The 26735-nt window shown below is 71.1% G+C and carries 25 protein-coding genes; 13 read left to right on the top strand and 12 right to left on the bottom strand.

Annotated features, from left to right (window positions below):
- Positions 1–1263 (top strand): acyl-CoA dehydrogenase family protein, encoded by a 1263-nt coding sequence (locus tag E5671_RS21930; protein ID WP_160505662.1) that lies wholly within the window; start codon positions 1–3, stop codon positions 1261–1263.
- Entirely contained in the window at positions 1260–2330 is a 1071-nt protein-coding gene (locus E5671_RS21925; RefSeq protein ID WP_160505661.1) for a Zn-dependent alcohol dehydrogenase, read from the top strand. Before E5671_RS21930 ends, E5671_RS21925 begins: the two co-directional genes overlap by 4 nt.
- A 172-nt stretch (positions 2331–2502) precedes the next feature.
- Here E5671_RS21925 and E5671_RS21920 read toward each other — a convergent pair whose 3' ends face one another.
- A complete protein-coding gene (locus E5671_RS21920; RefSeq protein ID WP_237330215.1) occupies positions 2503–3513 on the bottom strand; it encodes a GlxA family transcriptional regulator in 1011 nt (336 codons plus the stop codon).
- 59 nt (positions 3514–3572) lie between these two features.
- Between E5671_RS21920 and E5671_RS21915 the strand changes: the two genes are divergently transcribed.
- A complete protein-coding gene (locus E5671_RS21915; protein ID WP_443032673.1) occupies positions 3573–4913 on the top strand; it encodes an MFS transporter in 1341 nt (446 codons plus the stop codon).
- Here the strand turns inward: E5671_RS21915 and E5671_RS21910 are convergent.
- Positions 4906–5559: a flavin reductase family protein gene (locus E5671_RS21910; protein ID WP_202121209.1), complete on the bottom strand. Its 654-nt coding sequence runs from the start codon at positions 5557–5559 to the stop codon at positions 4906–4908. The two genes, E5671_RS21915 and E5671_RS21910, sit on opposite strands and share 8 nt — an antisense overlap.
- Before the next feature lie 78 nt (positions 5560–5637).
- On the opposite strand from E5671_RS21910, the gene E5671_RS21905 reads away from it, so the two are divergent.
- Positions 5638–6621, top strand: a complete 984-nt coding sequence (locus tag E5671_RS21905; protein WP_160505659.1) for a hypothetical protein — start codon at positions 5638–5640, stop codon at positions 6619–6621.
- 35 nt (positions 6622–6656) lie between these two features.
- On the opposite strand, the gene E5671_RS21900 is transcribed toward E5671_RS21905, so the two are convergent.
- The 3 genes from E5671_RS21900 to E5671_RS21890 all read right to left on the bottom strand — a co-directional run bounded on the left by E5671_RS21900 (position 6657) and on the right by E5671_RS21890 (position 11351).
- Positions 6657–7478 (bottom strand): enoyl-CoA hydratase/isomerase family protein, encoded by an 822-nt coding sequence (locus E5671_RS21900; protein ID WP_160505658.1) that lies wholly within the window; start codon positions 7476–7478, stop codon positions 6657–6659.
- 85 nt (positions 7479–7563) lie between these two features.
- Complete coding sequence (locus E5671_RS21895) at positions 7564–9789, bottom strand: acetate--CoA ligase family protein (protein WP_160505657.1); 2226 nt, start codon at positions 9787–9789, stop codon at positions 7564–7566.
- Between the two features lie 386 nt (positions 9790–10175).
- Positions 10176–11351 carry a flavin-containing monooxygenase gene (locus tag E5671_RS21890; RefSeq protein WP_160505656.1) on the bottom strand — a complete coding sequence of 392 codons (1176 nt, stop codon included), beginning with the start codon at positions 11349–11351 and terminating at the stop codon, positions 10176–10178.
- Positions 11352–11594: 243 nt separating this feature from the next.
- Between E5671_RS21890 and E5671_RS21885 the strand changes: the two genes are divergently transcribed.
- From E5671_RS21885 to E5671_RS21870, 4 genes are all read left to right on the top strand, one after another.
- Entirely contained in the window at positions 11595–12026 is a 432-nt protein-coding gene (locus E5671_RS21885; protein ID WP_160505655.1) for a Zn-ribbon domain-containing OB-fold protein, read from the top strand.
- Positions 12027–12048: 22 nt separating this feature from the next.
- Positions 12049–12348 (top strand): type II toxin-antitoxin system Phd/YefM family antitoxin, encoded by a 300-nt coding sequence (locus tag E5671_RS21880; protein ID WP_160505654.1) that lies wholly within the window; start codon positions 12049–12051, stop codon positions 12346–12348.
- Positions 12341–12745, top strand: a complete 405-nt coding sequence (locus tag E5671_RS21875) for a type II toxin-antitoxin system VapC family toxin (protein WP_160505653.1) — start codon at positions 12341–12343, stop codon at positions 12743–12745. The genes E5671_RS21880 and E5671_RS21875 overlap by 8 nt, the downstream gene beginning before the upstream one ends.
- Before the next feature lie 102 nt (positions 12746–12847).
- Positions 12848–13768: a GNAT family N-acetyltransferase gene (locus E5671_RS21870; protein ID WP_160505652.1), complete on the top strand. Its 921-nt coding sequence runs from the start codon at positions 12848–12850 to the stop codon at positions 13766–13768.
- A 27-nt stretch (positions 13769–13795) separates the two neighbouring features.
- On the opposite strand, the gene E5671_RS21865 is transcribed toward E5671_RS21870, so the two are convergent.
- Both E5671_RS21865 and E5671_RS21860 read right to left on the bottom strand, forming a co-directional pair.
- Positions 13796–14482, bottom strand: a complete 687-nt coding sequence (locus tag E5671_RS21865; RefSeq protein WP_160505651.1) for a pyridoxine/pyridoxamine 5'-phosphate oxidase — start codon at positions 14480–14482, stop codon at positions 13796–13798.
- Positions 14483–14675: 193 nt separating this feature from the next.
- Positions 14676–15878 carry a thiolase C-terminal domain-containing protein gene (locus tag E5671_RS21860; protein ID WP_160505650.1) on the bottom strand — a complete coding sequence of 401 codons (1203 nt, stop codon included), beginning with the start codon at positions 15876–15878 and terminating at the stop codon, positions 14676–14678.
- 171 nt (positions 15879–16049) lie between these two features.
- Here E5671_RS21860 and E5671_RS21855 point away from each other — a divergent pair, with 171 nt between their 5' ends.
- Positions 16050–17297, top strand: coding sequence for an acyl-CoA dehydrogenase family protein (locus E5671_RS21855; RefSeq protein WP_160505649.1), 1248 nt, complete (start codon positions 16050–16052; stop codon positions 17295–17297).
- A complete protein-coding gene (locus E5671_RS21850; RefSeq protein WP_160505648.1) occupies positions 17297–17773 on the top strand; it encodes a nitroreductase family deazaflavin-dependent oxidoreductase in 477 nt (158 codons plus the stop codon). Before E5671_RS21855 ends, E5671_RS21850 begins: the two co-directional genes overlap by 1 nt.
- A 115-nt stretch (positions 17774–17888) precedes the next feature.
- Here E5671_RS21850 and E5671_RS21845 read toward each other — a convergent pair whose 3' ends face one another.
- Positions 17889–18536, bottom strand: coding sequence for a TetR family transcriptional regulator (locus E5671_RS21845; protein ID WP_135335578.1), 648 nt, complete (start codon positions 18534–18536; stop codon positions 17889–17891).
- A gap of 327 nt (positions 18537–18863) precedes the next feature.
- Between E5671_RS21845 and E5671_RS21840 the strand changes: the two genes are divergently transcribed.
- Positions 18864–21224 (top strand): serine/threonine-protein kinase, encoded by a 2361-nt coding sequence (locus E5671_RS21840; protein ID WP_336605813.1) that lies wholly within the window; start codon positions 18864–18866, stop codon positions 21222–21224.
- Positions 21225–21385: 161 nt separating this feature from the next.
- On the opposite strand, the gene E5671_RS21835 is transcribed toward E5671_RS21840, so the two are convergent.
- The 3 genes from E5671_RS21835 to E5671_RS21825 all read right to left on the bottom strand — a co-directional run bounded on the left by E5671_RS21835 (position 21386) and on the right by E5671_RS21825 (position 23836).
- On the bottom strand, positions 21386–22156 hold the full coding sequence (locus E5671_RS21835) for an enoyl-CoA hydratase/isomerase family protein (RefSeq protein ID WP_160505647.1): 771 nt from the start codon (positions 22154–22156) through the stop codon (positions 21386–21388).
- Positions 22153–22602 carry a Zn-ribbon domain-containing OB-fold protein gene (locus E5671_RS21830; RefSeq protein ID WP_160505646.1) on the bottom strand — a complete coding sequence of 150 codons (450 nt, stop codon included), beginning with the start codon at positions 22600–22602 and terminating at the stop codon, positions 22153–22155. The genes E5671_RS21835 and E5671_RS21830 overlap by 4 nt, the downstream gene beginning before the upstream one ends.
- 82 nt (positions 22603–22684) lie before the next feature.
- Positions 22685–23836, bottom strand: a complete 1152-nt coding sequence (locus E5671_RS21825; protein WP_160505645.1) for a lipid-transfer protein — start codon at positions 23834–23836, stop codon at positions 22685–22687.
- A 126-nt stretch (positions 23837–23962) separates the two neighbouring features.
- On the opposite strand from E5671_RS21825, the gene E5671_RS21820 reads away from it, so the two are divergent.
- A complete protein-coding gene (locus tag E5671_RS21820; RefSeq protein WP_160505644.1) occupies positions 23963–25567 on the top strand; it encodes a FadD3 family acyl-CoA ligase in 1605 nt (534 codons plus the stop codon).
- Here E5671_RS21820 and E5671_RS21815 read toward each other — a convergent pair.
- Positions 25564–25944, bottom strand: a complete 381-nt coding sequence (locus tag E5671_RS21815; protein WP_160505643.1) for a VOC family protein — start codon at positions 25942–25944, stop codon at positions 25564–25566. The two genes, E5671_RS21820 and E5671_RS21815, sit on opposite strands and share 4 nt — an antisense overlap.
- 153 nt (positions 25945–26097) lie before the next feature.
- Here E5671_RS21815 and E5671_RS21810 point away from each other — a divergent pair, with 153 nt between their 5' ends.
- Entirely contained in the window at positions 26098–26730 is a 633-nt protein-coding gene (locus tag E5671_RS21810; protein WP_160505642.1) for a TetR/AcrR family transcriptional regulator, read from the top strand.
- Positions 26731–26735: the final 5 nt, after the last annotated feature.

The raw sequence follows: 26735 nt of genomic DNA, 5'->3' as shown, positions 1-26735 counted from the left end.
GTGGAGTTCGGATTCGGCCCTGCGGACGAGGAGTTCCGCGCGGAGGCCAGGGCCTGGCTCGGCGAACACCTGACGGGGGTGTTCGCAGGGGCGTCGGGGCGGGGCGGGCCCGGCAGTGAGCACGAGGGCGTTGCGGAAAGGCGGGCGTGGGAGCGGGAGTTGGGGCGGGGCGGGTGGATCGGGCTCGGGTGGGACACGGACTCTCCCGCGTGCGGGAATCGGCGGGCGACGTGCGGGAATCGGCGGGCGACGTACGGGAATCGGCGGGCGACGCTCACCCAGCAGGTGGTGTGGGCGGAGGAGTACGCGCGAGTGCGGGCCCCCGGACGCTACGGCCACATCGGCGAGAACCTGCTGGCCCCGACCCTGCTCGCGTACGGCAGCCAGGAGCAGCGTGACGAGTTCTTGCCGCCCATCGCGCGCGGGGAGGCGCTGTGGTGCCAGGGGTACAGCGAGCCAGGGGCCGGGTCGGACCTGGCGGGGCTGCGGACGGCGGCGGTGCGGGACGGTGGGAGCGGTGAGATGTACCGCGTCACCGGGCAGAAGATCTGGACCTCGCTCGCCCGAGAAGCGGACTGGTGCTTCGTGCTGGCGCGGACGGAGGCGGGGTCTTCCGGACACCGGGGGATCTCGTTCCTGCTGGTGCCGATGGACCAGCCGGGACGTATCGAGGTGCGGCCCATCAGGCAGTTGACGGGGACGAGCGAGTTCAACGAAGTCTTCTTCGACGGTGCGGTGGCGCGTGCCTCGCACGTGGTGGGGGGCGTCGGCAACGGGTGGCGCGTCGCCATGGGGCTGCTCGGCTTCGAGCGGGGGGTCTCCACACTCGTACAGCAGATCGGGTTCGCTGAGGAGCTCGGGGGCGTGGTCCGGGAGGCTCTCGACAGCGGGGCCGTCGACGACCCCGTGCTGCGGGACCGGCTCGTGCGGCAGTGGGCCGAGTTGAAGGTCATGCGGTGGAACGCGCTGCGCACGTTGGGCAGTTCGGGCTCCGGTGGTGACGCGGGTGCGCCCAGTGTGGCCAAGCTGCTGTGGGGCGGGTGGCATCAGCGGCTGGGGGAGCTGGCCATGGCGGTGCGGGGGGCGGTGGGGGCAGTCGGCCCCGGGGACTGGCGCGAGGACACTCCGTACGAACTCGACGCCCTGCAAAGGCTGTTCCTCTTCACGCGGGCCGACACCATCTACGGCGGCTCGGACGAGATTCAGCGGAACATCATCGCCGAGCGCGTGCTCGGCCTGCCGAGGGAGGCGAAGGCGCGATGAGGGGTGTCGTTTTCGACAGGAGCAGGGCCGAGGGGAGCAGGGTCGAGGTCGTCGACGACCTTGAGGTACGGGATCCGGGGCCGGGGGAGGTGCTTGTCGCTGTCGCGGCGGCGGGCCTGTGCCACAGCGACCTTTCGGTGATCGACGGGACCATCCCTTTTCCGTCGCCGGTGGTGCTGGGCCATGAGGGGGCGGGGGTGGTGGAGGCGGTCGGTGCGGGGGTGACGCATGTGACTGCCGGTGATCACGTGGCGCTTTCGACCATCGCCAGCTGCGGGGCCTGCGGGGAATGCAATCGGGGGCGGCCGACCATGTGCCGGCGTGCGATCGGGATGCCGGACCAGCCGTTCTCGCGGGGCGGCAGGCCGATCCACCAGTTCGCGGCGAACTCCGCGTTCGCGGAACGCACGGTGGTGAAGGCCGTGCAGGCCGTGAAGATTCCGGAGGACATTCCGCTGACGTCGGCGGCGTTGATCGGGTGCGGGGTGGTGACGGGGGTCGGCGCTGTTCTGAACCGCGCGAAGGTGGACCGCGGGGAGAGTGTGGTGGTGATCGGGACCGGGGGCATCGGCCTGAATGTCCTCCAGGGGGCGAGGATCGCCGGGGCGACGCGGATCGTGGCGGTCGACGCGAACCCCGGCAAGGAGGGGGTGGCGCGGCAGTTCGGCGCGACGCACTTCTTCGCGTCGGCGGAGGCGGAGGGCGTGAAGGAGCTGCTGCCGACGGGGGCGGACCACGTCTTCGAGTGCGTGGGCCGGGTCGAGCTGATCCGCCAGGCGATCGACCTTCTGGACCGGCATGGGCAGGCGATCCTGCTGGGGGTGCCGCCGGCCACGGCCGAGGCGTCGTTCGTGGTCTCGTCCCTGTTCCTGGACAAGTCGATCCTGGGCTGCCGCTACGGTTCGGCGCGTCCGCAACGGGACTTCGCGCTGTACGCGGAGCTTTATCTGGCGGGGCGCCTGCTCCTTGACGAGCTGGTGACGGAGACGTACCCGGTGGAGGACTTCGCGAAGGCGGTGGGGGACGCGGAGGCGGGGCGGGTGGCGCGGGGGGTGCTGACGTTCTGAGGGGTCCCTGCGGGGCTTGGGCGGGGCGGTGCCGGTATGTCCGTCCTCGCTATCGTCCGGTGGCCGTCCCTCGCGTGCGCTGCCCGGTGCGGGTGTTCACTGGTCGCTGCGGGGCAATCGGGTGGGTGGGGGGGAAAAGCTTGTTCGGCCAGGGAAACCCCGGGAGCACCGCCTAAGCCTTCCGGGCGAAAGTGCGGCGGTAGGCAGTTGGAGTCACCCCAAGAGCCGCCTGCAAGTGCCCCCGCATCGACTGCGCCGTACCGAACCCCGCATCCCGCGCCACCCGGTCCACGGAGAGATCGCTGGACTCCAGAAGATGGCGGGCCCGCTCCACCCGCTGCTGCGCCAGCCACTGGCCGGGGCTGATCCCCACCTCCTCACGGAAGCGGCGTGTGAAGGTGCGTACGGACATGGATTCCTGATCCGCCATGTCGCGGAGCTGGATCGGCTCGTGGAGGCGGGCAAGGGCCCACGCCCGCGCAGAGGTCGTCGTCGCCAACTGGGGTTCCGGAACCGGGCGTTGGATGTACTGGGCCTGGCCCCCGTCCCGGTGCGGCGGCACCACCGTACGGCGGGCCACCTCGTTGGCGACCGCCGACCCGTGATCGCTGCGTACGACATGGAGGCAGAGGTCGAGGCCCGCCGCCACACCCGCCGAGGTGAGCACGTCTCCGTCGTCGATGAAGAGAACGTCCGGATCCACCGTGATCCGGGGAAAGAGACGCTGGAAGTGCTCCGCCGACGACCAGTGCGTCGTCGCCGTACGGCCGTCGAGATAGCCGGCCGCGGCCAGGACGTACCCACCCGTGCAGATCGAGATCAGGCGCGTGCCCGGTTTGATCCGGGCCAGGGCCGAGGACAGCTCCTCGGTCAGGACGCCCTCCTCGTAGACCGGGCCCAGCTCGTACGAGGCCGGGACCACCACCGTGTCGGCGGAGGCCAGGCACTCCGGGCCGTTCTCCACGAGGATCGCGACGTCGGCGTCCGTGCGCACCAGGCCCGGCGGGCGGACGGACGCGGTCACGACCTCGTACAGGAGCTCGCCGTCAGCGGCTCTCGCGCGACCGAAGATCCGCTGCGGGATGCCGAACTCGAAGGGGATGACACCGTCCAGGGCCAGGACCACCACCCGGTGGCGGGGAGCGGTCCGCTTCGAAGCGGCAGTCGTCATCGTCGGGGCCATGGCCCGATTCTAGCTAATGCTGTCCTTTGGGCCACTCGTTCAGGAGTGGACGGATCCGGATGCTGGTTGTCGTGACCCAGACAGACGTGAATCAGCCGGTCGAGCCGCCCCTGGAGGGGCCCCTGGAGGCGCCGAGGAGACGACGCCGCATCCACCGGGCGTGGTTCGTCGCCGCCGTCACCTTCGTGACGATCATCGGCGCCGCCGCGTTCCGCTCCCTGCCGGGCCTGCTCATCGATCCGCTGCACGACGAGTTCCACTGGTCGCGCGGCACGATCGGCCTCGCGGTCTCCATCAACCTCGCGCTGTACGGGCTCACCGCACCGTTCGCCGCCGCGCTGATGGACCGCTTCGGCATCCGGCGGGTCGTGGCGGTCGCTCTCATCGTGATCGCGCTCGGCTCCGGGCTCACCGTGTGGATGCAACACGCCTGGCAACTGCTGCTGTGCTGGGGGCTGCTCGTCGGCCTCGGCTCGGGGTCCATGGCCCTCGCCTTCGCGGCCACCGTCACCAACCGCTGGTTCACCACGCGGCGCGGACTCGTCACCGGCATCCTGACGGCGGCCTCCGCGTCCGGCCAGCTGATCTTCCTGCCGCTGCTCTCCTGGCTGGTGGAGACGTACGAGTGGCGTCCCGCCGCGGTGACCGTCGCCCTCGCCGCGCTCGCCGTCGTCCCGTTCGTGTGGCTGCTGCTGCGCGACCACCCGGCGGACGTGGGCCTGAAGCCGTACGGCTCCGAGGAGTTCGTGGAGAAGCCCCCGCCCGCCACGGGCGCCGCGCGGCGTGCGGTCACCGTGTTGTTCAAGGCGGCACGCACCGGGCCGTTCTGGCTGCTCGCCGGGACCTTCGCCATCTGCGGCGCCTCGACGAACGGCCTGATCCAGACGCACTTCGTGCCCGCCGCGCACGACCACGGCATGCCGATCACGGCGGCCGCTTCGCTCCTCGCCGTCATCGGTGTCTTCGACGTCGTGGGGACGATCGCTTCCGGCTGGTTCACGGACCGCTTCGACGCGCGGCGGCTCCTTGCCGTGTACTACGCGCTGCGCGGCGTCTCGCTGCTCTTCCTGCCGCTGCTCCTCGCACCGACCGTGCACCCGCCGATGATCTTCTTCATCGTCTTCTACGGCCTCGACTGGGTGGCGACCGTGCCGCCGACCCTGGCTCTCTGCCGCGAGCAGTACGGCGACGACAGCGCCATCGTCTTCGGCTGGGTGCTCGCCTCGCACCAGGTGGGAGCCGCGCTCGTGGCCGTCATCGGCGGTGTCGTACGGGACACCTTCGGGTCGTACGACGTGATGTGGATCGCCTCCGGTGCGCTGTGCGCGGCGGCGGCGCTGATGGCCTTGGTCATCAGGCGGGTGGGGGAGGAGAAGGTGGCGGAGCCCGCGCTTACGTAGCGGAAGTGCCGGATGAAGCGGGCGTGTCGAACCTGCCGAACTTGCCGCGGTGGAAGAGGAGCGGTTCGCCCTCGTCGGTGGCGCCGAGGGCGTCCACCCGGCCGACCACGATCAGGTGGTCGCCCCCGGTGTGCACCGCCTGGATCGTGCAGTCGACCCAGGCCGGTACGCCGGCCAGGCGGGGCGAACCGGTGACGGGCGCCGAGTCGTACACGACACCGGCGAACTTGTCGGCGCCGCTCACCGCGAAGCCGCGGCACAGAGCGCCCTGGTCGGCGCCGAGGATGTTGACGCAGAAGACGCCCGCGCGCGCGATGCGCGGCCACGTCGTCGACGTACGCGCGACCATGAAGGAGACCAGGGGCGGGGTGAGGGAGAGGGAGGAGAAGGACTGACAGGCGAATCCGGCCGGGCCTTCCTCGCCTTCGGATGCCGGTGCCGTGACAACGGTCACGCCGGTCGCGAAGTTCCCGAGCACGCGCCGGAACTCACCCGCGTCGAGCGGCGCACGCTCGTCGTCACCGACCGCCCGCAACTGCGGCCGCGGAAGGGCTTCGACCGGTCCGGCGGTGGTCGGCGCGCCGACCGACCTGAGGTATCGGACGACGGTGGCCGCCATCCCTGCATGTCCCATCACACCAGCCATTGAAGCTGACGGGTCGTCAGATGGGAAGGGGCGCGGGCTGCCTCATCGGCGGTGCGAGCGCCCGCGTATCTTCAGCCCATGAAGTGGGGGGACACACGGGACGGCGCCAGGGACCCCTGGGACGGCGCCAGGGACCCCTGGGACGGCGCCAGGGACCCCTGGGGCGGCGGAATGGCTGCGGCCAGCGCGGCGTGCGCCGCTCAGCTGCCCGCGGCCGGAGTGGTCGCCTTCGTGCTCTCCCTGGACAACGACAGCTACGGGGCAGCCGAGGGTGGCGCCATCGGCCTGGCCTGCGTCGCCCTCTTCCTGCCGCTGCTCCTTCCGGTCCTCGGCCTGGTGCACGCGTGCGTGCAGGTCGTTCCGGCGACGCTCATCGGGCGGGCGGCGCGGCGGAAGGCCGGACGGGGCCCGGAGTGGGCTTGGGTGCTCGGTGCCCAACTGCTGCCGGGTGCGGGGTGGGGGCTCCTCTTCGCCGCTCTGGGCGGACCGTTCGTCGAACCGATGCTGTGGGGGGCGGCCGGCGGGGTGCTGCCCGCGCTGGCCCTCGCGTACTGGGAGAGGCGGGCGGGTGAGGGGCCCGTGCGGCTGCGCAGAATCTGGTTCCGGTCGGGGCTCGCCTCGGTCGGGCTGTGCGTGATGCTCATGGCGGCGGCCGGTGTGGCCACCGCCACGGGACTCATCAAGGAGTACGAGCCGCCGCGGCTCAGCGGCGAGCAGCTCGCCGGGGTGTGGCGGGACGAGGACGGTGACAGAGCGGTGCTGAAGCTGACGGCGGACGGGCGCGCCGAGTTCGCGGAGCTTCCGGCCGACGAGGAGTACGAGTCCGGCATCGTCGCCCCCGACGACGTCCTGGACGAGACGGGGCTTTCGGGCTGTGAAGTGACCGGCACCTGGACGATCGGCGTCGACGACACCGACGGCCGGCCCATGGTCGACATAGAGCTGGACGGTTGCCAGGGCTCGCGGGCCTGGTCGATCGGCGGCACGGAGGACGCCCCCGAGCTGTTCGTGACGTCCGGCGACCCGGACGCCCCCGAGATCGAGAAACTGGTGAAGGACTGAGGCTGCCTTTCGCTTCGGGTGGTCTTGAGGCAGCCTCAGCGGCCCTCGTACGACGGTGAGCGTCGTTCCATGAAGCTGGTGACTCCCTCGTTCGCGTCCGCCGTCGTCATGTTGATCTCCTGCGCCGCGGCCTCCGCCGCGAAGGCTGTCGCGCGGTCCGATTCGAGGGAGGCGTTGACCAGCTGCTTGGTCAGGGCGATGGCGCGGGTCGGCCCCGTCGCGAGGCGTTCCGCCCAGGCGCGGGCCGTCTTCTCCAGTTCGTCGGCGGGTACGACGCGATTGACGAGCCCGAGCCGTTCGGCGTCCGCGGCCGGTACGGAGTCCCCGAAGAACATCAGCTCCTTGGCCCGCTGCGGACCGACAAGACGCGGCAGCAGATAGGCCCCGCCGCCGTCCGGCACCAGGCCCCGGCGGACGAACACCTCGATGAACTTGGCCTGTTCGGCGGCGACGACGAGATCGCAGGCGAACGCGAGATGCGCGCCGATCCCGGCCGCGGTCCCGTTCACCGCGGCGATCACCGGCTTCTCGCAGTCCAGGACGGCGGCGATGAGACGCTGGGCGCCCAGCTTGATCGTGCGGGCCACGTCACCGGGCACGCGCTCGGCGGTGGCGGGGGCTCCGCGCAGATCGGCGCCCGCGCAGAAGCCCTTGCCGGTGGCGGTGATCACGACGGCGCGGACGCCGGGGTCGGACGACGCGTCGGCGAGCAGCGAGATGACGCGTTCGCGCTGGTCCCAGGTGACGGCGTTCATGGCCTCGGGCCGATTGAGCGTGATCCACGAGACGCCGTTGTCAGTGGCGTGGAGTACCAATGAGTCGAGGGGATCAACTGGACGTTCGGGGGAGGTAGTCATGGGTGGATCGGCTCCATTTCGCTGCGGGGTGCTCGGGTGGGTGGGCGGGAGAGATTCGCCGCGAAGCGGCGTCCTGAGAACCAACTCACCGGCAGACGGCCAAGGCGTCCAGCGCGACAGCCCCCTGCCCCCGCGGCAACACCATCAGAGGGTTGATATCCAGCTCCGCCAGCTCATCGCCAAGCTCAAGCGCCATCCTCTGTACCCGCAGGACGACTTCGACGAGCGCATCGATGTCGGCGGGGGGCGCCCCACGGACCCCGTCCAGCAACGCACGCCCCCGCAGTTCGGAGAGCATCGTCAACGCCTGGGACTCCCCGAAGGGCGGCACCCGCACGGCCACATCCCGCAGGACTTCCACAAGAACACCGCCGAGGCCCACGGTCACCGTCGGCCCGAACAGCTCGTCCTGCGTCACGCCCACCACCATCTCGACGCCCCGCTCCACCATCTGGCAGACCAGTACGCCGTCCAGCGCGATCCCTTCGTAGCGGGCGATGTCGGTCAGCTCCCGGTAGGCGTCCCGCACCTGACTGGCCGAGGTCAGACCGACCTTCACCAGGCCCAGTTCGCTCTTGTGGGCGAGCCGCGCCCCGGACGCCTTCATCACCACCGGATAGCCGACGAGCCCCGCCGCCCGCACGGCCGCCGCCGCACTGGTCACCAACTGCTCGCGCGGTACGCGAATCCCGTACGCGCGCAGCAGCTGCTTCGCCGCGTGCTCGCTCAGCTGCTGACCGGACCGCATCAGGGCCTGGGCCTTGCGGAAGGAGGGCGAGGCCGTGCGCGGTGCGTCGGCGAAGGGGGAGCGGTAGCGGGTCGTGAACCGATGGTGGTCCAGATAGGCGCGCACCGCCGTGATGCAGTTGGCGAAGGTGCGGAAGGTGGCGACGCGAGACGAACCGAGCAGCGTCGTACGGTAGGCCTCCTCGGTGCCGACGGGCGAGCCCCACACCACGCACACCAGCTTGTCCGTCTGCTCCGCCGCGTCCACCAGGTCCTGCGCGAGTTTGTCGCTCATGGGTGGAAAGGGCCCGGTGATGGGGCAGATGAGCACCCCCACCTCCGGGTCGTCCAGGATCGCATCGATGATCTTCCGGCCGCGCCAGTCGCCCACCGGGTGCCCGCCGTTGTCGACGGGGTTGGCGACGTTCAGGTAGTCCGGTATCCACTGGTGCAGCTCCGCCTGCTTGGCGTCCGAGAGCGCGGGAAGCCGCAGCCCCGCCTCGGTCGCCATGTCCGAGAAGTGCGCGCCCGTGCCGCCCGAGATCGAATAGACGACGACGCCCTCGGCCTGCGGAGGCCTCGCGCGCGCCAACAGGGCTGATGTGTCCTGGAGTTCGTCGAGCCCGTCCACGCGGATCACGCCGTACTGCCGCATCGCCGCGTCGACGACCGTGTCCGCGCCGGTGAGCTTGCCGGTGTGTGAGGCGGCCATGCGGGCGCCGGTCTCGGTGCGGCCGACCTTGACCGCGACGACGGGCACGCCGCGCTGGGCGGCGCGGTCGGCGGCGAGCAGGAAGGAGCGGCCGTCCTTGAGGCCCTCGACGTAACAGGCGATGGCTCCGACCTCGGGGCGTTCGGCGAAGTAGGAGATGAAGTCGGAGGTCTCCAGGTCGGCTTCGTTGCCGGTGGGCGCCCAGTGCGAGAGGCGTACGCCGATCTCCTGCATCGTGAAGACGGGGCGCCCCTGGTGTCCGGACTGGGTGATCAGGGCGATCGCGGGGCCTTCGAGGTCGTCGCGGAACTTCTCGAAGGCGTTGAGGTTGGTGTTGGGCCCGAGCAGCCGCAGCCCCGAGCGCTCCACGGCGGCGGCCAGGCGGGCCTGGGCCGCCGCGCCCTCCTCGCCGGTCTCGGCGAAGCCGGAGGCGAAGGCGACGGCGAACTTCACCTTGGACTCGGCGAGTTCCTCGATCAGGGGAAGGGGGTCACTGACGAGCAGTACGGCCAGATCGACCTGTTCCGGCAGGTCGGCGACGGAGGGGAAACAGGGGGTGCCGAAGACGGACTGACGGGTGGGGTGCACGGGATGCAGCCGGGCACCGCCCCGCTCGGCCCAGTCCATGAGCTGACGCGTGATGCCGGTGTTCGGCCGCCCTTCGGCGTCCGAAGCGCCGACGACGGCGACGGACTCGGGCCGGAAGAACCGGTCCAGATCCGGTACGTCGGCGTGCAGGGGGCGTCCGCTGACGTCCAGGTCGTCCGCCGTGGCGGCCTGTCCGTGGACGGCGGGTGCCGGGGCTTCGCCGCAGGCCACAACACGCGCGCGGCGGGGGTCGGTGGTGAAGGTGCCGTATGTCGATCCAAGCATCGGTCCGCCCGCTCCTGTGGGAAAGGAAGTCAACTGACGCATAGTCAGATTACTGAACTGACGCTGTGTCAGGAACAGTGCTGCACGAAGAGTTGGGGCGGCCCTTTAGCAGTACCCAGGTGCCCTGGGGCGCTACTCCCCCTCCTGGGGCGGGGGCGCCGGGAGGGGGCAGTATCGGCCACTGGGGGGTTTGTGAAGGGTTGTGGGGTGGGTGCGGGTTCGTTCTGGCTGGTCGCGCAGTTCCCCGCGCCCCTTTGGGGCGCGAAGTGTTCGTCGGGTGTCTGCGGCGTCGTCTTGGCTGGTCGCGCAGTTCCCCGCGCCCCTATGGGGCGCGCCCCTTTGGGGCCTTGCCCGTCAGTGGGGCGCGCCCCATAGGGCGTTGGTCGTCAGTGGTGCGTGGTCAGTGTTCTTGTGATCGCCTTTGCGATTTTGTCGGCGTCCAGGGCCATTTCTCGCAGCATTCCGCTGATGGGGTTCGTGAAGCCGGTGAAGTAGAGGCCGGGAGCCGACTTCGGGGTGCGGGCGCCTCGGACGAGCGGGGCGCCCTTCTCGTCGAGTACGCCGAGGTCGCCGAGGAGCGGTTCCAGGGCGCGGCGGTAGCCCGTGGCCGCGATGACCGCCTCGGGGCCGATCCGGGTGCCGTCGGCCAGGACGACCTTGCCGTCCTCGAAGGAGTCGACGGCGGCGACCGGTTCGACCTTGCCCTTGCGCACCGCGTCGATGAGGCCCACGTCCTGGACCGGGATCGCACCCTCCTTGACGCGCGAGTACAGGCCGGTGTCCGGGCGGGGCAGCCCCTGCGCGGACAGGTCGGGGACGCTCACCTTCGCGATCGGGCCCGCGAGGCGGTCCACGAGCGGGACGGGCAGCCTGCGGCACAGGATGCCCGTGCGCTGTGCCGGCCAGCCCGCCGTGGACCGGCGGACGATGTGCGGCGCGGTGCGCACCGCGAGGCGGACGCGGGCCGCGCCGCCCGCGACGAGGTCGACGGCGATCTCGGCGCCGGTGTTGCCGACGCCCACGACCAGGACGTCCTTGCCCTCGTAAGGGCCGGGGTCGCGGTAGTCGCTCGCCTGCACGAGTTCGCCTGAGTACGTGTCGCGGCCGGGCCAGTCCGGCAGGTGGGGCGTGTGGTTGTACCCGGTGGCGATCACCACCGCGCTGCCGGTCAACTCCCGTCCTCCGGTGGCGTGCAGGAGCCATCCGGTGCCGTCGGCCGCCCGCTCCAGGCGGGAGACCTCGACGCCGGTGACGATCTCCAGCTGGTGGAACTCGGCGTACTTCTCCAGGTAACGCAGGACGTTGTCACGTGAAACCCAGCGCCCGAAGGAGCGCGGTATCGCGAGCCCCGGCAGGGCGGAGAGGCGGCGCGTCGTGTGCAGGTGCAGGCGGTCGTAGTGCGTGCGCCAGGAGGCGCCGATCTGGTCGGACTTCTCGAGCACGACCGCGCGTATGCCGCGAGCACGCAGCGCGGCCGCGGCGGAGAGCCCGCCGGGTCCGCCGCCGACGACGTACACAGGGCGGTCTTGCTGTGGCGCTTGTGGGGGAGTGGTGTCGGCCATGGACCTGAGAGTAATCACGTGGTCACTTGATGGGGGACGGTCAAGCCCCAAACCGGTTGCGAATTGATCACGGGTGTACGCGGTGCGCCCTCTGCCCGTGGGTTTCGCGCCACGTCGGCGGGCCCCCGCGACGTACGCCCTCATGCGTACGCCTCTTGCGCACGCGTCGGGCATGCGTTGAACTGACGTACCTGAACTGACGTACCGTCAGAAGCCCGTACCGGCCTGGGAGAAGTCGCCCGCATGAGTACTTCGAGTTCCGCGACCCCGCGCTTCGACCTCCCCGAGCCCGACGCCTTCACCCGCCCCTACTGGGACGCGGCGGCCGAGGGACATCTGCTGATCCGCCGCTGCGAGGGCTGCGGCAAGGCGCACCACTACCCGCGCGAGTTCTGCCCGCACTGCTGGAGCGAGGACGGCACCTGGGAGCGGGCGAGCGGTCGCGCCACGCTCTACACCTGGTCCGTGGTCCACCGGAACGACCTGCCACCGTTCGGCACCCGCGTCCCGTACGTCGCAGCGGTCGTCGACCTCGCCGAAGGTCCGCGCATGATGACGGAGATCGTCGACTGCGAGGAGGGTGAGCTGCGGATCGGGATGGCGCTGAAGGTGACGTTCCGCTGCCAGGAGGGCGGCGCTGCCGTGCCCGTCTTCAGGCTGCGTAGCACGCCGTAGCGCACCGTGCTACCTTCGAAGAATGACGGACGTGATAGAGCCTGCGAAGACGATCACCCAGCGCGAGCTCCGGAACAATTCCGCCGCCGTCATGGACGCGGTGGAGGCCGGCGAGACGTACCACATCACGCGTAACGGCGTAGAGGTCGCAGAGCTGCGCCCTGTCGTACGCAGGCGTGACCTCACTGCCGAGGAACTTGTGAAGAGGGCACGCAGGTTGCCTCACGTCGACCACGAGCAGATGCGGCGGGAGTCCGACGCGTTCTTCGGGGCTGAGGATCGCGTCGGGGAGGACGATCCATGGGAGCGCGTGCGTGACTGAGCGACATCCGATCGGCGTGCTCGACACGTGTGCATACATCGACCTCGGGGACCTCGAGCCTGCCGTGCTGCCGGTGAGAGTGCGGTTGACAGCTGTGACCATGGCGGAGCTGCAACAAGGAGTCGCCATGGCCAAGGACCCGGTCGCGCGGGCCGCTCGTGTGGAGAGGCTGGCGGACGCGCTGTCCGCTTTCGATCCGATGCCGTTCGATGGAGCCGCTGCCGCGCGGTACGGCACGCTGGTTTCTTTGATCATCGCGGCCGATCGGGACCCCCGCCCCCGAAGGCTCGACCTGATGATTGCCGCGATCGCCTCGGCCGAAGGCTTGCCGCTCTACACGCGGAACGTGGCCGACTTCAAGGGGCTCGACCGGCACCTCACGGTTGTGCCGGTATGAGCGCGAGGGTGCCGAGGGCGCGGCGGCGGTCGCGGTCGGCCTGACATCCGTGGGCGTCGAAAACCGTTTCGGCTGGGAGCGTGCCGTGCGGGATCATGACCCATGGACTCTTCTCCGCGTCCCGGGTACCCCAGTCAATCCGACCATGCCGAGCATGCCGGCCATCCTGCCTGGCAGTTGACCGCCGACCTCGACGAGTTCCATTCGCGCGCGGCGGCCTTCCTGCACTCGGCGCCCGCCCTGCACACCGCGCTGCTCAGCGTCACCGACATGCTGCGCACGCGCGGGCTCCATGTGTACGGGAAGGAAGACCCCCTCTTCGGAATCCGCGCCGATGGTGAGGGCGCCGTGAGCGGTGCCTTCCTGTGGACCCCGCCGCACTTCCCCGCCCTCAGTCCGCTCGCCGACGCTGCCGCGGCCGACGAGCTCGCCGGAGTGCTCGCCGACGCGGGCCTCGCGCCTGCCGGGATCGGAGCCGAGAGCGCCACCGCGGGCGCGTTCTCGGCCGCCTGGCAGCGGCGGACGAACGCCACCCCCGTCGTCCACTACCCACAGCGGCTGTACCGCCTCGGCACCCTCACCCCGCCCTTGCCCTCACCGGCAGGCGGCGCGCGCGTCGCCACCGGCGCCGACCGGGAGCTGCTCGCGCGCTGGCACGGGGAGTTTCACGAGGCCATCGGGGAGAAGGCCGCGATGGACGCCGGCGAATGGGCCGACGCCCGTATCGCCTACGGAGGCGTCACCCTCTGGGAGACACCGGACGGCGCCCCTGTCGCCATGGCGGGCAACACCCGGCAGGTCGCGGGCCAGGTCCGGATCGCCCCCGTCTACACCCCGGCCCACCTGCGCGGGCGGGGCTACGCGGGCGCGGTCACCACCGTGGTGAGCCGTGCCGCGCTGGCGGCGGGCGCGGACGAGGTGCTGCTCTTCACCGACGTCGACAATCCGACCAGCAACGAGCTTTACCAGCGGCTCGGGTTCAGCCCGGTGCGGGACTTCACTCAGTACGGCTTCACGCGGTGACCGCTTCACGCGGTGACGCGGTGACCTTCACGGCCACAGCAGCTCCTTGACCCAGCTTCCGTCCGACTCCCTCCGGTACCGCAGCCGCACGTGCCGGCGCCGCGCCTCCCCCTGGAAGAACTCGACCTCCGCCGGTTCGAGTACGTACAGCGTCCAGCTCGGCGCCGGGGCGTCGGGCTCCGCCTGCGCGTGCTCCCAGGCGGCCTGGCTGGCGGCCACCAGATCCCCGTACGAAGGCAGCACTTCGCTCTGCCTGCCGACCAGTGCCGACGCCAGTGCCCCGGGCGAACGGCGGGCGAGATCGGCGCGGCTCTCGGTGGCGCTCGCTGTCGTGACCCGGCCCCGCACCCGGACCTGACGGCCCTGGACGGGCCAGTAGAACCCGAGCGCGGCATCGGGGCGCGCCGCGAGCTGGCGGCCCTTCGCGCTGCCCGCGTGCGAGCCGAAGTGCCAGCCGGCCGCGTCCGCGTCGTGCAGCATCAGCGTCCGCACGTCGGGGCGGCCCGACTCGTCCGCCGTGGCCAGGGTCATCGTGTGCGGCTCCACCTGGCCCGCCTCGGCCACGTCCACGAACCACTGCCAGAACAGGGGGAGCGGGTCGGCGGGGGCGGTCGCCGGGTCGAACGGGGGCAGTTCGGTGTCCCAGACGCGGAGGGCGCGGAGGAGGGCGCGGCCGTGGGCGGTGTCATCAGGCCTGGTGTCGGTGTCGTCCATCCGGCGAATCTACGCGAGGGCAATGGCGCACCCCGGGGGTCACCACCGCGCACCCCGAAGAGCGGCCACCACGCACCCCGGAGAGTCGCCACCGCGCACCCCGGAGAGCGGCCACCACGCACCCCGGGGCCCCCACCGCGCACCCTGAAGAGCGGCCACCACGTACTCCGGAGAGTCGCCGCCCCCTCACGCTTCACCGCCCCAACACCACCGTCCCCGACGAGCAGAACCACCCGCCCGTCCCCGAAGCCACCGCCACCTCCGGGAGTCTTCCCCCCGCCTTCCGCACCTGGCGGCCCTCGCCCGCCTCGCCGCGCAGCTGTCGCACCGCCTCCACCAGCAGGAACAGACCCCGCATTCCGGGGTGTTGGGCCGAAAGGCCCCCGCCGTCCGTGTTCGTCGGCAGCTCGCCGTCCCGCAGCAGGCGGCCCTTCTCCACGAAGGCGCCGCCCTCGCCCTTCGCGCAGAACCCCAGGTCCTCAAGCGTCACCAGGGTCATGTAGGTGAAGGCGTCGTAGATCTCCGCCACGTCGACGTCCTCGGGGCGCACCCCGGCCCGTTCGAAGGCGAGGCGGCCGCTCACCGCCGCTGGGGAGACCGTGAAGTCCTCCCACTCCGACATCGTCGTGTGCGAGACGTGCTCGCCCGTGCCGAGCACCCAGACGGGGGTGGAGGCACAGTCGGCCACGTACTCCTCCGCCGCGAGGAGCACCGCGCATCCGCCGTCGGAACGTATGCAGCAGTGCAGCTTGGTGAACGGGTCCGCGATCATCGGGCCGCCGAGCACCTCGTCGACCGTGATCGGGTCGCGGTACATCGCGTCGGGGTTGGTCGCGGCGTTCGCCCGTGCCTGGACCGCGACGGAGGCGAGCTGTTCGAGCGTCGTGCCGTACTCGTGCATGTGGCGGCGCGCGGCCATCGCGTACTTGGCGATCAGGGAGTGGCCGTACGGGACCTCGAACTGGAGGGGTCCGCGCGCGCCGAACGACAGGTTCGACGTGCGCCGGCTCGCCTTGATGTCCGCCCTCGCCGTCGACCCGTACACGAGGAGTACGGCGTTGGCGCGCCCCGCCGCGATCGCGTCCGCCGCGTGGCCTGCCATGACCTCCCAGGTGGAGCCGCCGACGGAGGTGGAGTCGACCCAGCGCGGCTTCAGGCCGAGGTACTCGGCGACCTCGACCGGGGCGAGCGTGCCGAGGCCCGCGGACGCGATGCCGTCGATGGCCTCGCGGCCGAGGCCCGAGTCGGCCAGTGCTCGGCGGGCCGCCTGGGCGTGCAGGGCGTAGGGGGTGGCCTCGTCGACGCGACCGCAGTCGGAGAGGGATATGCCGACGACGGCCACCTTGCGGGGGCGAGCTGCCGTCTCACGGTGGCTTGCGGCGAGGGGAGTTGGCATGAATCTGACGGTACATCAGGTACGGGTGGCGCAGGGAGGTGTTACGTGTCGTCGCGGGCCTGTGCATCTGGCGGGTGCCGTCTTAGCATGACGACCCGTCAGATCCGGGTCGGGTCGCCCTCGTGCACGGCGCCGAGAGGCACGGCCGCGACCCGGGGGAGGAGCCCGCCGATGGACGCCGCCTTCACCGCGGAGCAGGAAGAAATCCGCCGCACCCTTCGTGAGCTCGTCACCAAACGCTGCGGGCCGGACGAGGTGAAGACCGCGGTCCGCACCCCCGCCGGATACGACGCCGGCCTCTGGTCCGCCCTCGCCGAACAGCTTGGCCTGCCGGGCATCGCCATCCCCGAGGCGTACGGGGGAGTGGGGTGCGGCTCGGCGGAGCTCGCCCTCAGTAGCGAGGAGCTGGGGCGCGCCCTCACCCCCTCGCCCCTCTTCGCCACCGCCGCGCTCGTCGCCCCGCTCCTGGAGCGCCTCGGCACCGACGAGCAGCGGTCGGAGCTGCTGCCCCGCGTCGCGGAGGGCGGTCTGACCGCCGCGCTCGCCGTGCCCGGCACCGGGCTCGCCACCGCGCTCGGCCTCGTCGGGGACAACCTCGGCGACTGGTCGGGCGGCGGCCGTGCGGGCGGCGTGCAGGCCAAGCTCTCGGATGGCGACGGTGACGGTGGCTGGCGGCTCTACGGGCAGGCCGAGCAGGTACTCGACGGGCACAGCGCGGGGCTGCTCGTCGTGGCCGCGCACACGGGGGGCTTCGCCCGTTCCCGTACGCTCCTCTATCTCGTGCGCGAGGGCGCCGCCGGACTTGTACGGGCCCGGCAGACCTCCCTCGACGAGACCCGGTCGCAGGCCCGCATCGAACTGCGGGACGTGGAAGCCGAGTTGCTCGGCGCCGCCGACGATGCCGATGTGCCGGGGGCGCTCGCCGCGGTCGGTGACATCGCCGCCACCGTGCTCGCCGCGGAAGCCGTGGGCGCCGCGGACCGGGCCCTTGAGCGGACCGTCGAGTACGTCAAGCAGCGCGAGCAGTTCGGGCGGGCGATCGGGTCCTTCCAGGCCGTCAAGCACCGGCTCGCGGATGTGTATGTGCAGGTGCAGGCCGCGCGGTCGGCGGCGTACTACGCGGCGTGGGCGGCCGGGGCGGACACTGAACAGGTGGGGAGTTCCGAACAGGTGGGGGGCCTCGCGCTCGCGCAGTCGCTCGACGCGCTGCGGGCCGCCGCGTCGGAGGCCGTGCAGCTGCACGGCGGCATCGGGTTCACCTGGGAGCACGAGGCGCATCTGTACTTCAAGCGGGCGTCGAGCGACGAACTGCTCTTCGGGCCCGTCCACCGGCTGCGGGCACGCGCGGCGGAACGGGCCGAGCTGTTCGCGCCCGCGGAGACGCCGTCGCCCGAAGCGCAGCCGAAGGCGGCCGTCTGATGCCGCCCGGTGTGCGCCTGATGCAGAAGGTGTCGTCCACCCGGACCTTCGCGAAGATCGCCCCGCACTTCATCCCCGCCATGGACCGCACGGTGCACCGCCTCACGCGCGGCAAGGTGCTGCTCAGCGCGAAGATGCTGCCGGGGGTGATCCTGACGGTGCGCGGCGCCAAGAGCGGGATTCCGCGGCGCACCCCTTTGGCCTGTATGCCGGAGGACTCGGGGAGTTGGATCCTGATCGGCTCCAACTTCGGCCGTCCGGGGCATCCCGCGTGGACCGGCAACCTCATCGCCCATCCGGATGCCGACGTCAGCTGGCAGGGCGCGGACATTCCGGTCAGGGCGCGGCTGTTGGCGGGCGACGAGCGGGCGGCGGCCTGGGAGGCGACGCTGAAGTTCTGGCCGCCGTACGCGACGTACCAGTCCCGTGTGGAGCGGGAGATCCGCCTGTTCCGTCTGGAGCGGCGTACGGACTAGGGGGAGCGGGCCGGCCGCCCGGTAAGCGAACTCAGCGGCGGATCACGGGTACGCCGTGATCCGCCGCTGAGGTGACAGGACTTGAGAAAGCGTCAGAAGAGATGTGCTGGATGCCCTACTTCGTCGGCTTCTTGCCTGTTACGCCCAGATGCACCAACAGCGCGAGGTTGGGCTTCAGTTCGGCCTGCTTGACGCCCCAGGTCTGGAAGCCCCGCTGGTGCGAGGCGACCGCGGCGAGCATGGCCACCAGGGAACCCGCCATCGCGGCCGGGCTCACGTCCTTGTCGACCTTGCCCTTGGCCTGGAGCTCCTTGACCGTGTCCGTAAGGGAGTTGTTGACCGAGTTCAGGATCTTCATGCGGATCTTGTAGAAGCGTTTGTCGCCCTCGGCGGCGCCCAGATCGACGACCCGCAGGATCGCGTCGTTCTTGCGCCAGAAGTCGAGGAAGCCGTCGACCAGCTCCTGTGCGGTCTGCCACCCCGCCTTGCCGACCCAGGAGCGGCCGTCGAGGAGCTGGGTCAACTCCGCGCCCTCGGCCGCCATTTGCTCGGCGATTTCGAGGACGGCGCCCTCTACGTCGGGGAAGTACTGATAGAAGGTCGCGGGTGAAGTCCCCGCCTTCCGGGCGACGTCGATGACTTTGACGTCCCGGTAGGGCGAGGAGCTGAGCATCTCGCTGAGGCAGTCGAGCAGCTTCTGACGCGTCGCCTGACCGCGCCGACCGGCCACGCGGCCGTCGACGGTACGTACCTGTCCTGTCATGCCGTCAGCTTACCGAGGGGTGATCGGAGCGCGATTCGGCCGAGTGCAAATGGGGTTGGGGGCTGTATCGCGGGGCGTATTTCTCTCGATTTCGCGCGCCGGAGGGGAGCCGTGCTCGAATAGTTCGCCTGTTCGAATCAAGTTTCGCTCACATATCTCCTTCTTCTTGCGTCTTCTTTGTCCCACAACACCCCGATCCCGCCCCGGGTTCGCAACCACCGCCCCGGACAGGAAGAATCAGGGTGCGTGCCGCCGTAGCGGCTCGGTGGTGAGACGCTGCACGGGGCCGCTCATACGGCGCCCGCGTACGGGGAGGTGGCAGGGCAAGTGGTGGATCAGCTGACGCAGCACGATCCGAGGCGGATCGGCCCGTTCGAGGTGCTCGGCCGGCTCGGAGCCGGTGGCATGGGCCTTGTCTACCTCGCGCGCTCCGCGTCAGGCCGGCGCGTGGCGATCAAGACGGTCAGGACCGAGCTCGCCGAGGACCAGCTGTTCCGCGTCCGCTTCACGCGCGAGGTCGAGGCGGCACGGGCCGTGTCCGGTTTCTATACGGCCGCCGTCGTGGACGCCGACCCGCGCGCGGCCGTGCCGTGGCTGGCCACCGCCTACGTGCCCGCTCCCTCGCTCGAAGAAATAGTGAATGAGCACGGGCCGCTGCCCACCCAGGCCGTGCGCTGGCTCGCGGCCGGCGTCGCCGAGGCCCTGGAGTCCATCCACGGCGCGGGCCTCGTCCACCGTGACCTCAAGCCGTCGAACGTCCTCGTGGTGGAGGACGGCCCCCGCGTGATCGACTTCGGCATCGCGTCCGGCGTCTCCAACACCCGGCTGACCATGACGAACGTCGCCGTGGGCACACCCGCGTACATGTCGCCCGAGCAGGCGAAGGACTCACGCAGCGTCACCGGCGCCAGTGACGTCTTCTCGCTCGGCTCGATGCTCGTCTTCGCCGCCACCGGGCACGCGCCCTTCCACGGGGCGAACCCCGTGGAGACCGTCTTCATGCTGCTCCGCGAAGGCCCTGACCTGGAGGGACTCCCGGAGGAGCTGCGTCCGCTCATCGAGACGTGCATGCAGATGGAGGCGCCGCTGCGGCCCAGCCCCGCCGACCTCCAGGCCCAGCTCGCCCCGCACCTCTTCGCCTCGGAGAGCGAGGACGGCGACAGCGGCACGGCGTCCGCGTGGCTGCCGGAGCGGGCCGTCGCGCTCATCGAGGCCCGCAGGGGCGGCCGCCCGCCCGCACGGGCCGCGCTCGCCTCCTCCGGCCGCAGCGGCGGCCGCGGTGGCGCCCCCGCCGTCGCGCCGCCCCCTCCGCAGCACGCGCCGCCGGTTCCGCCGACGCAGCCGCCGCCCTTCGGGGGCGTGCCGGACGCGGGCCCCGTGCACCTCGCCGGGGCGAAGGTGCCGATCGGTCCGGGACCGCGGGTGGCCGACGCACGGGCCGCCGCCGTGAGCCTGCCGCCCACCGACGGCGGGCTCGCCGCCTCGTGGTCGCGGTCCAAGGCCGCGGTGAACGGCGCCGACCCCGTCGTGCCCGCCCCCACCGCCGCGCCGGACGCGGGGGCCGCGTGGCGGCCGTGGCGCTTCCGGATGTCGAACGACGTGTGGGGTACGCCCGCCGTGGCGGGGAACCTCGTCTACGTCACGTCCTTCGAGGTCCATGCCCTGGACGTCGGCACGGGCCGCCGCAGCTTCAAGACGCGGGACGTCGCCTGGTCCATGGCGGTCGCCGACGGACGTATCCACGCCTCGGACGGCCCCACGCTCTACGCCCTCGACGGCGCCGACGGCACCGACCTGTGGCGCCTGAACACCGACGCCTGGGTGTACTCCCTGCAAGCCGACCGCGGCACCGTCGTCACCGGGACGCGCGGCGGCGGCGTACAGGCGTGGGAGGCCGCGAACGGCGAGAAGCTCTGGGAGATCACCGGGGCCCAGACCGACTTCGAGACCCCCGAGGCCGGACCCGTCGTCCACGACGGCACGGTCTACGTCTGGCAGAACGCGCGCCTGCGCGCCCTGGAGGCCCGCACGGGCGACGAGCGCTGGTCGTACCCCATCGGCGACGCGGCCTCCTGCGGCGGCGTGCCCGTGCGCCTCGCGCCCGCCCAGGACGGGTACGTGTACGTGTCCGCTGGGTCGCGTGTCCTGGCGATCGACGTGGCCGCGGGCCATGTCCGCTGGCACTTCGAGGCGCCCGCCGCGTTCTTGTGCCCGCCCGCGTTCGCGCCGGGTCCTGCCGTCACCGGCGGTGGCGTGTACCTGGCGGACTACCTCGGAACCGTGTACGCCCTCGACGCCACGGACGGCCGTGACCGGTGGCGCATCGCCACGGAGTCCCGGGCGTCCATCGAGCCGGTCCTGGTCGCCGACGGCCACGTCCACGTGGGCAGCGGCAAGGGGCTCTACACGCTGGACGCGGTGACGGGCACCCCGAAGTGGCGGTTCCAGGCGGGAGGCGAGGTCGTCGGCACCCCCGTCGTGGCCGACCGGCGTATCCACTTCGGCTCGACGGACCACCTGCTGTACACGCTGAAGGCGGACGACGGCCGCCTGCGCTGGAAGCTGGCCACGGGCGGCGAGATCACCGGGGCGCCGGTGGTGCGGGATGGCGTTGTGTACGCGTGCAGCAAGGACCGGTGCGTTTACGCGCTGGACGCGGAGCGGGGGACTGGCACCGCTCGGTCCTAGCGGACCTGGGGGCTCCTCGGGCGCGGGCCGCACCTCGTGACGGCCGTCGCACCAGCTCTGGAAGGGGCTCCGGACGGCGGCCGTCCACTCGTGACGTTACGCCGTGTGCATGAACCCCGCCAGGTGGCGGACGGGGCTCCGGGTCCCGTTACTGCCCTCGCTCACCTGATACGGAACCCGCTGCTTCGCCCTGTGAACAGCCCCGCCTGCCGCTCCGGCGGCAGATTGCCGAGCGCGATGAGGTGCGGTGCCTGGGCCAGGGCCTGGGTGCGGGCCGCCTCCTTCGCCGCCCAGAGCGCGCGTACCGTGCCCTGGACCGGCTCGGTCGGGTACGAGGCGATGACCTCGGCCGCGTGGGTCGCCGCCCCCAACAGGCCTTCGGCTGAGGTGAGTTCGGAGACCAGGCCCGTCTCGTACGCCCTCCGTGCGGAGACCCGCTCGGCCGTACCCATCAGCGACATCCTGGCGGCCTCGCCCAGCGGCATGCGCTGCGCCATGAGGATCGCCTCGTACGCGCTGACCATGCCGTACGTGGTGTGCGGGTCGAAGAACGTGGCGTGATCGGCGGCGATGACGAACTCCGCCTCGCCCAGAAGATAGAAGGCACCGCCGCACGCCATGCCGTTGACGGCGGCGATGAGCGGCTTCCACAGGTCGTTGGCCTTGGGGCCGACGGAGAGGAGCGGATCGTCCATCGAGTAGGGGGAGCCGGGCTGCGGGACGTCCGTGTCACGATCGATGCCCGTGCAGAACGCCTTCTCCCCGGCTCCGGTGAGGACGATCGCCCGCACGGTGTCGTCGAAGCGGAACTCCCGCCAGACTGTGACGAGTTGTGTGGCTGTATCGGTGTCGATGGCGTTGTGCCGGGCGGGGCGGTCCAGCGTGACGACCGCTACGCCCGTGTCCTTGTCGATCGCCGTACGCACGCTCATGGCCGCTCCAGGAGCCAGCGGGGCATCGCGATCCCGTCCACGTCGGTGAACGCGACCTGCACCTTCGCGCCGATGCGCAGGCGGTCGGGGTCGACGGAGTTCAGCGGGGCGTCCGGGGCGGCGACGAGGTTGCCGACCAGGCGGATGCGGGGGGCGTCGGCCAGCTCGACGATGATCGCGTTGTACGGGGCGTTTGCCGCGTACGCGGGGAGCAGGGGTGGGTGCGGCCTTACGTAGGACCAGATGCGCCCCCTGCCACTCATGCGGCGCCACTCGCTGTCGAAGGACTGGCAGTGGGGGCAGCAGGGCCTGGGCGGGAACCTCAGCTCACCGCAGGCGGTGCAGGCTTGTATCCGGAGCTCGCCCTGGGCCGCGTACTCCCAGAACGGGGCGCCGTCTGTGTCGATCGTGGGGGACAGCAGGGGCTCGGTGGTCGCGTCTGCCATGTCTCGGCCTCTTCCGGGTGCGGGATCGTCGTGGTTGCTCGCGCCACGCGGCGGAGCCGCATATCGATACAGCCCCGCGCCCCTACGGGGCCCGGAGTAGTACTGCCGACGTCGGCACTCCCTCGCCCGCCGTGACCAAACACGTGGCCGCATTCGGCACCTGCGCCGTGCTCGTGCCCCGCAGTTGCTTCACGCCCTCGTTGATGAGGTTGAAGCCGTGGACGTACGCCTCGCTCAGGCCGCCGCCCCCGGTGTTGATCGGCAGGCGGCCTCCGCTCTCCAGTGCGCCGCCCTCCGTGAACGCGCCACCCTCGCCCCGGCCGCAGAAGCCGTAGCCCTCCAGGGACAGCGGGATCAGGGGGGTGAACGCGTCGTAGATCTGGGCCACGTCCACGTCCTCCGGGGCGAAGTCCGCCTGTTTCCAGAGGTGGCGGGCCGCCGTCCAGGCGGGGCCCGTCAGCGGGTCGTCGTTCCAGTAGTTGACCATCCCGTGGTGCTGCGCGGGCAGCCCCTGGGCGACGGAGTGGACGTACACGGGCTTCTGCCGGCAATCCCGCGCCCGTTCGGCGGACACGATGACGCACGCCAACGCGCCGTCCGTCTCAAGGCAGTTGTCGAAGAGGCAGAGCGGCTCGCTGATCCAGCGTGACGACATGTACATCTCGCGGGTCAGCGGGCGTTCGTACATCATCGCGGCCGGGTTCTGGTTCGCCCGGTTCCTGCACGCGAGGGCGACATTGAAGAGGTGGTCGCGGGTCGCCCCGTACTCGTGCATGTAGCGGCGCGCCAGCATTCCGATCTCGTCCGCCGGGCGGAGCAGGCCGAAGGGGCGTGTCCACTGGGCAGGGGTGGGGAGTTGGACCGCCGTGTTCTTCCAGGGGCGCGGCCCGCTGCCGCGCTTGCGGGAGCGCCAGGCGATGCCGACGCTCGCCTGGCCGGTGGCGACGGCTGCCGCGAGGTGCGCGATGGTCGCGCAGGAACCGCCGCCCCCGAAGCCCACCTTGCTGAAGAAGGTCACGTCGCCCGCGCCGATCGCCTTGGCGACCTCGACCTCGTCCGTCTCCTCCATCGTGTACGAGGCGAAGGCGTCGACCTCGGACGGGGCGATGCCCGCGTCGTCGAGCGCGGCGACGATCGCCCGGCAGGCCAACGTCTTCTCGTCCTCGGGCAGTTGTTTCGCGAACGCGGTCTGCCCGATCCCGACTATCGCTGTAGCGTCTTTGAGTGAAGCCATGGGCAACGACACCTCCGCGAGTGGCGAGGCTCCAGGGCTTCGCCATACGTCGTCCCGACTGCTGACAGCGCGTCAGGTTACAGCTAATCTGACGGATAGTCAGCTACTGCGGCGGAGGGGCTTGCGATGCGCGGCGACCTGGAGTGGGGCAGCATCCCGGGACTTGTCCGGGCGGCGGCCGAGCGGTTCGGGGACCGGGAGGCGGTCGTCGAGGGACGCACCCGCATCTCGTACGCGGAGCTGGGCCGGCGCGTGGAGCGGGCCGCCGGCGCGTGCATGGCCAATGGGGTCAACTCCGGGGACAGAGTGGCCGTCTGGGCCCCGAACACCCTTGACTGGATCGTCTCGGCGCTGGGCGCGGTGTCGGCGGGCGCGGTCCTCGTCCCCCTCAACACCCGCTTCAAGGGCGCAGAGGCGGCCTACGTCCTGCAACGCAGCCGCGCGAAGCTGCTCTTCGTGACGGGCACCTTCCTCGGCACGTCGTACGTCGCCTCGCTGCGGCGCGCGGCCGTGGAGGGGAAGGGGGAGGGCCCGCTGCCCGGTCTCCCGCACCTGGAGCAGGTGGTGGTCCTCTCGGACGACGCCCCGGAGGACTTCCGCACCTGGAAGGACTTCGTGGCCAGCGGCGACGGGGTGAGCGGCGGCGACGTACGGGAGCGCGCGGACGGGGTCGACGGCGCGGCACCCTCGGACATCATCTACACCTCGGGCACGACGGGCCGCCCCAAGGGCGCGGTCATCACCCACGCCCAGACCCTGCGCTGCTACGGCGTCTGGAGCGAGCTCGCGGGCCTGCGGGAAGGCGACCGCTACCTCATCGTCAACCCCTTCTTCCACACCTTCGGCTACAAGGCGGGGATCATCGCCTGCCTGATGCGCGGCGCGACGATGATCCCGCAGCCGGTCTTCAACGTGGACACGGTCCTCGCGAACGTGGCGGCGGAACGGATCTCGGTCCTCCCCGGCCCGCCCACCCTCCACCAGTCCCTCCTGGACCACCCCGCCCGCGACCAGCACGACCTGTCGGCGCTGCGCCTGGTGGTGACGGGCGCGGCGGTGGTCCCCCTGCAACTGGTCGAGCGCCTGCGTACCGAGCTGCACATCGCCACGGTCCTGACGGCGTACGGCCTCTCCGAGGCGAGCGGCATCGTCACGATGTGCCGCCAGGGAGACGCCGCGCAGGTCATCGCCTCCACCTCGGGCCGGGCCATACCGGACACGGAGGTGCGGGTGGTGAGCCCAGGCGGCGAGGAGCTCTCACCGGGCCACCCGGGAGAGATCCTGGTCCGTGGACACAACGTCATGCAGGGCTACTTCGAGGACCCGGCGGAGACGAAGAAGGCGGTCACGCCGGGCGGCTGGCTGCGGACGGGCGATGTCGGGGTCCTGGACGGTGCGGGCAACCTCCGCATCACGGACCGCATCAAGGACATGTTCATCGTCGGCGGATTCAACGCCTACCCCGCGGAGATAGAGCAACTCATCGGCGTGCACCCGCAGGTCGCGGACGTGGCGGTGATCGGTGTACCGGACCCGCGCCTCGGCGAGGTCGGCAAGGCGTACGTGGTCCGGCGCGCGGGTGCGGTCCTCACGGCGGACGACTTGATCGCCTGGTCACGCCGCGAAATGGCCAACTACAAGGTCCCCAGGGCGGTCGAGTTCGTGACGGAGCTGCCGAGGAACGCGAGCGGAAAGGTCCTCAAGCGCGAACTGCGGGGCCGCAGGGCCTAGTTGCCGGCCTGGCGCTCCCCGGCACTGCGCTCGACGCAGAACTCGTTGCCCTCCAGGTCACTGAGGGTGACCCAGCCGCGCCCGTCGGGCACCCGGTGGTCGCCCACGACCTTGGCACCCAGCTTGACGAGCCGCTCGACCTCTTCGTCGCGGGTGCGGTCCTGCGGCTGAAGGTCGACGTGCACGCGGTTCTTGACGGTCTTGGCATCGGGCACGGTCACGAAGAGCAGCGTGAGTCCGTCGGCCTCGACGAGGGCTTCGGGGTCACCGGGAAAGTCGTCGTCAGCGATCTTCCCGCCGAGCACCTCGGCCCAGAAGGTGCCCTGACGGTAGGCGTCGGAACAGTCGAATGTGAGGTGGCGCACAAGAGAGGTCATGCGCCGCACTATCGGCGAGGAAGGCGGGGACTGTCCAACGAGTTTCCGACTCCCGCGCGTTCGCCGGCAGCTCCCTTCTTGAACGTCCGTTCTGAACGTAGGTTCTGAACGGGGATTCTGAACGAACGTTCAAGACTCCTGTACGGTGAACCCATGGGACACCGAGAACAGCTGATGACCGGCGCCAAGCGATGCCTTCAGGAGCGGGGGTACGCCCGTACGACCTCCCGGGATATCGCCGCCGCCGCGAACAACGCCCCTGTGGGGACGATCAACTACCACTACGGCTCCAAGGAGGCCCTGCTCAACGCCGCCCTCCTGGAGACCCTCATGGAGTGGGGCACGGCGATCATGGCTGTACCGCCGGAGGCCCAAGCGCCCGAGCCCCTGGTACAGATGTGGGCCCGCATCATCGGCTCTCAGGCCACCGACCGCCCCATGCTGGTCGCGAGCACCGAAGCCTTCGCCCAGGCCGAGCGCGCCCCTGAGATCCGCGAGCAGATCGCCGCCGCGTACGAGCGCGCACGCCCCGAAATGGCCGCCCATCTGCACGGCATCGACGCCGCCGCCGACCCGGACACGGCCCGCGCGGTCGGCTCGGTCCACATGGCCCTCGTCGCGGGCCTGACCCAGCAGTTGCTGATCGACCCGGACCACGCCCCGTCCGCACACGACGTGGCCGTCGGCCTGCGCGTCATCGCCCGACGGCTCGAAGAGGAAGCCGAGCTTGGAGGGGAAGCCGAGGCCGGAGAGGGAGCCGAGTCCGCCCCTTCCGCCGCCGACTGAACACG

The organism is Streptomyces sp. BA2 (assembly GCF_009769735.1).
Lineage (GTDB): Bacteria > Actinomycetota > Actinomycetes > Streptomycetales > Streptomycetaceae > Streptomyces.
The sequence above is the reverse complement of the archived record's forward strand: the minus strand, read 5'-3'. Positions and strand labels throughout refer to the sequence as shown.

Bases quoted from the DNA above. Each gene is read 5' to 3' on its own strand.
- E5671_RS21925 (WP_160505661.1), top strand. From the start codon at position 1,260: ATGAGGGGTGTCGTTTTCGACAGGAGCAGGGCCGAGGGGAGCAGGGTC.
- E5671_RS21920 (WP_237330215.1), bottom strand. From the start codon at position 3,513: ATGGCCCCGACGATGACGACTGCCGCTTCGAAGCGGACCGCTCCCCGC.
- E5671_RS21915 (WP_443032673.1), top strand. From the start codon at position 3,573: ATGCTGGTTGTCGTGACCCAGACAGACGTGAATCAGCCGGTCGAGCCG.
- E5671_RS21910 (WP_202121209.1), bottom strand. From the start codon at position 5,559: ATGGCTGGTGTGATGGGACATGCAGGGATGGCGGCCACCGTCGTCCGA.
- E5671_RS21905 (WP_160505659.1), top strand. From the start codon at position 5,638: ATGAAGTGGGGGGACACACGGGACGGCGCCAGGGACCCCTGGGACGGC.
- E5671_RS21900 (WP_160505658.1), bottom strand. From the start codon at position 7,478: ATGACTACCTCCCCCGAACGTCCAGTTGATCCCCTCGACTCATTGGTA.
- E5671_RS21895 (WP_160505657.1), bottom strand. From the start codon at position 9,789: ATGCTTGGATCGACATACGGCACCTTCACCACCGACCCCCGCCGCGCG.
- E5671_RS21890 (WP_160505656.1), bottom strand. From the start codon at position 11,351: ATGGCCGACACCACTCCCCCACAAGCGCCACAGCAAGACCGCCCTGTG.
- E5671_RS21885 (WP_160505655.1), top strand. From the start codon at position 11,595: ATGAGTACTTCGAGTTCCGCGACCCCGCGCTTCGACCTCCCCGAGCCC.
- E5671_RS21880 (WP_160505654.1), top strand. From the start codon at position 12,049: ATGACGGACGTGATAGAGCCTGCGAAGACGATCACCCAGCGCGAGCTC.
- E5671_RS21870 (WP_160505652.1), top strand. From the start codon at position 12,848: ATGGACTCTTCTCCGCGTCCCGGGTACCCCAGTCAATCCGACCATGCC.
- E5671_RS21865 (WP_160505651.1), bottom strand. From the start codon at position 14,482: ATGGACGACACCGACACCAGGCCTGATGACACCGCCCACGGCCGCGCC.
- E5671_RS21860 (WP_160505650.1), bottom strand. From the start codon at position 15,878: ATGCCAACTCCCCTCGCCGCAAGCCACCGTGAGACGGCAGCTCGCCCC.
- E5671_RS21855 (WP_160505649.1), top strand. From the start codon at position 16,050: ATGGACGCCGCCTTCACCGCGGAGCAGGAAGAAATCCGCCGCACCCTT.
- E5671_RS21850 (WP_160505648.1), top strand. From the start codon at position 17,297: ATGCCGCCCGGTGTGCGCCTGATGCAGAAGGTGTCGTCCACCCGGACC.
- E5671_RS21845 (WP_135335578.1), bottom strand. From the start codon at position 18,536: ATGACAGGACAGGTACGTACCGTCGACGGCCGCGTGGCCGGTCGGCGC.
- E5671_RS21835 (WP_160505647.1), bottom strand. From the start codon at position 22,156: ATGAGCGTGCGTACGGCGATCGACAAGGACACGGGCGTAGCGGTCGTC.
- E5671_RS21830 (WP_160505646.1), bottom strand. From the start codon at position 22,602: ATGGCAGACGCGACCACCGAGCCCCTGCTGTCCCCCACGATCGACACA.
- E5671_RS21825 (WP_160505645.1), bottom strand. From the start codon at position 23,836: ATGGCTTCACTCAAAGACGCTACAGCGATAGTCGGGATCGGGCAGACC.
- E5671_RS21820 (WP_160505644.1), top strand. From the start codon at position 23,963: ATGCGCGGCGACCTGGAGTGGGGCAGCATCCCGGGACTTGTCCGGGCG.
- E5671_RS21815 (WP_160505643.1), bottom strand. From the start codon at position 25,944: ATGACCTCTCTTGTGCGCCACCTCACATTCGACTGTTCCGACGCCTAC.
- E5671_RS21810 (WP_160505642.1), top strand. From the start codon at position 26,098: ATGGGACACCGAGAACAGCTGATGACCGGCGCCAAGCGATGCCTTCAG.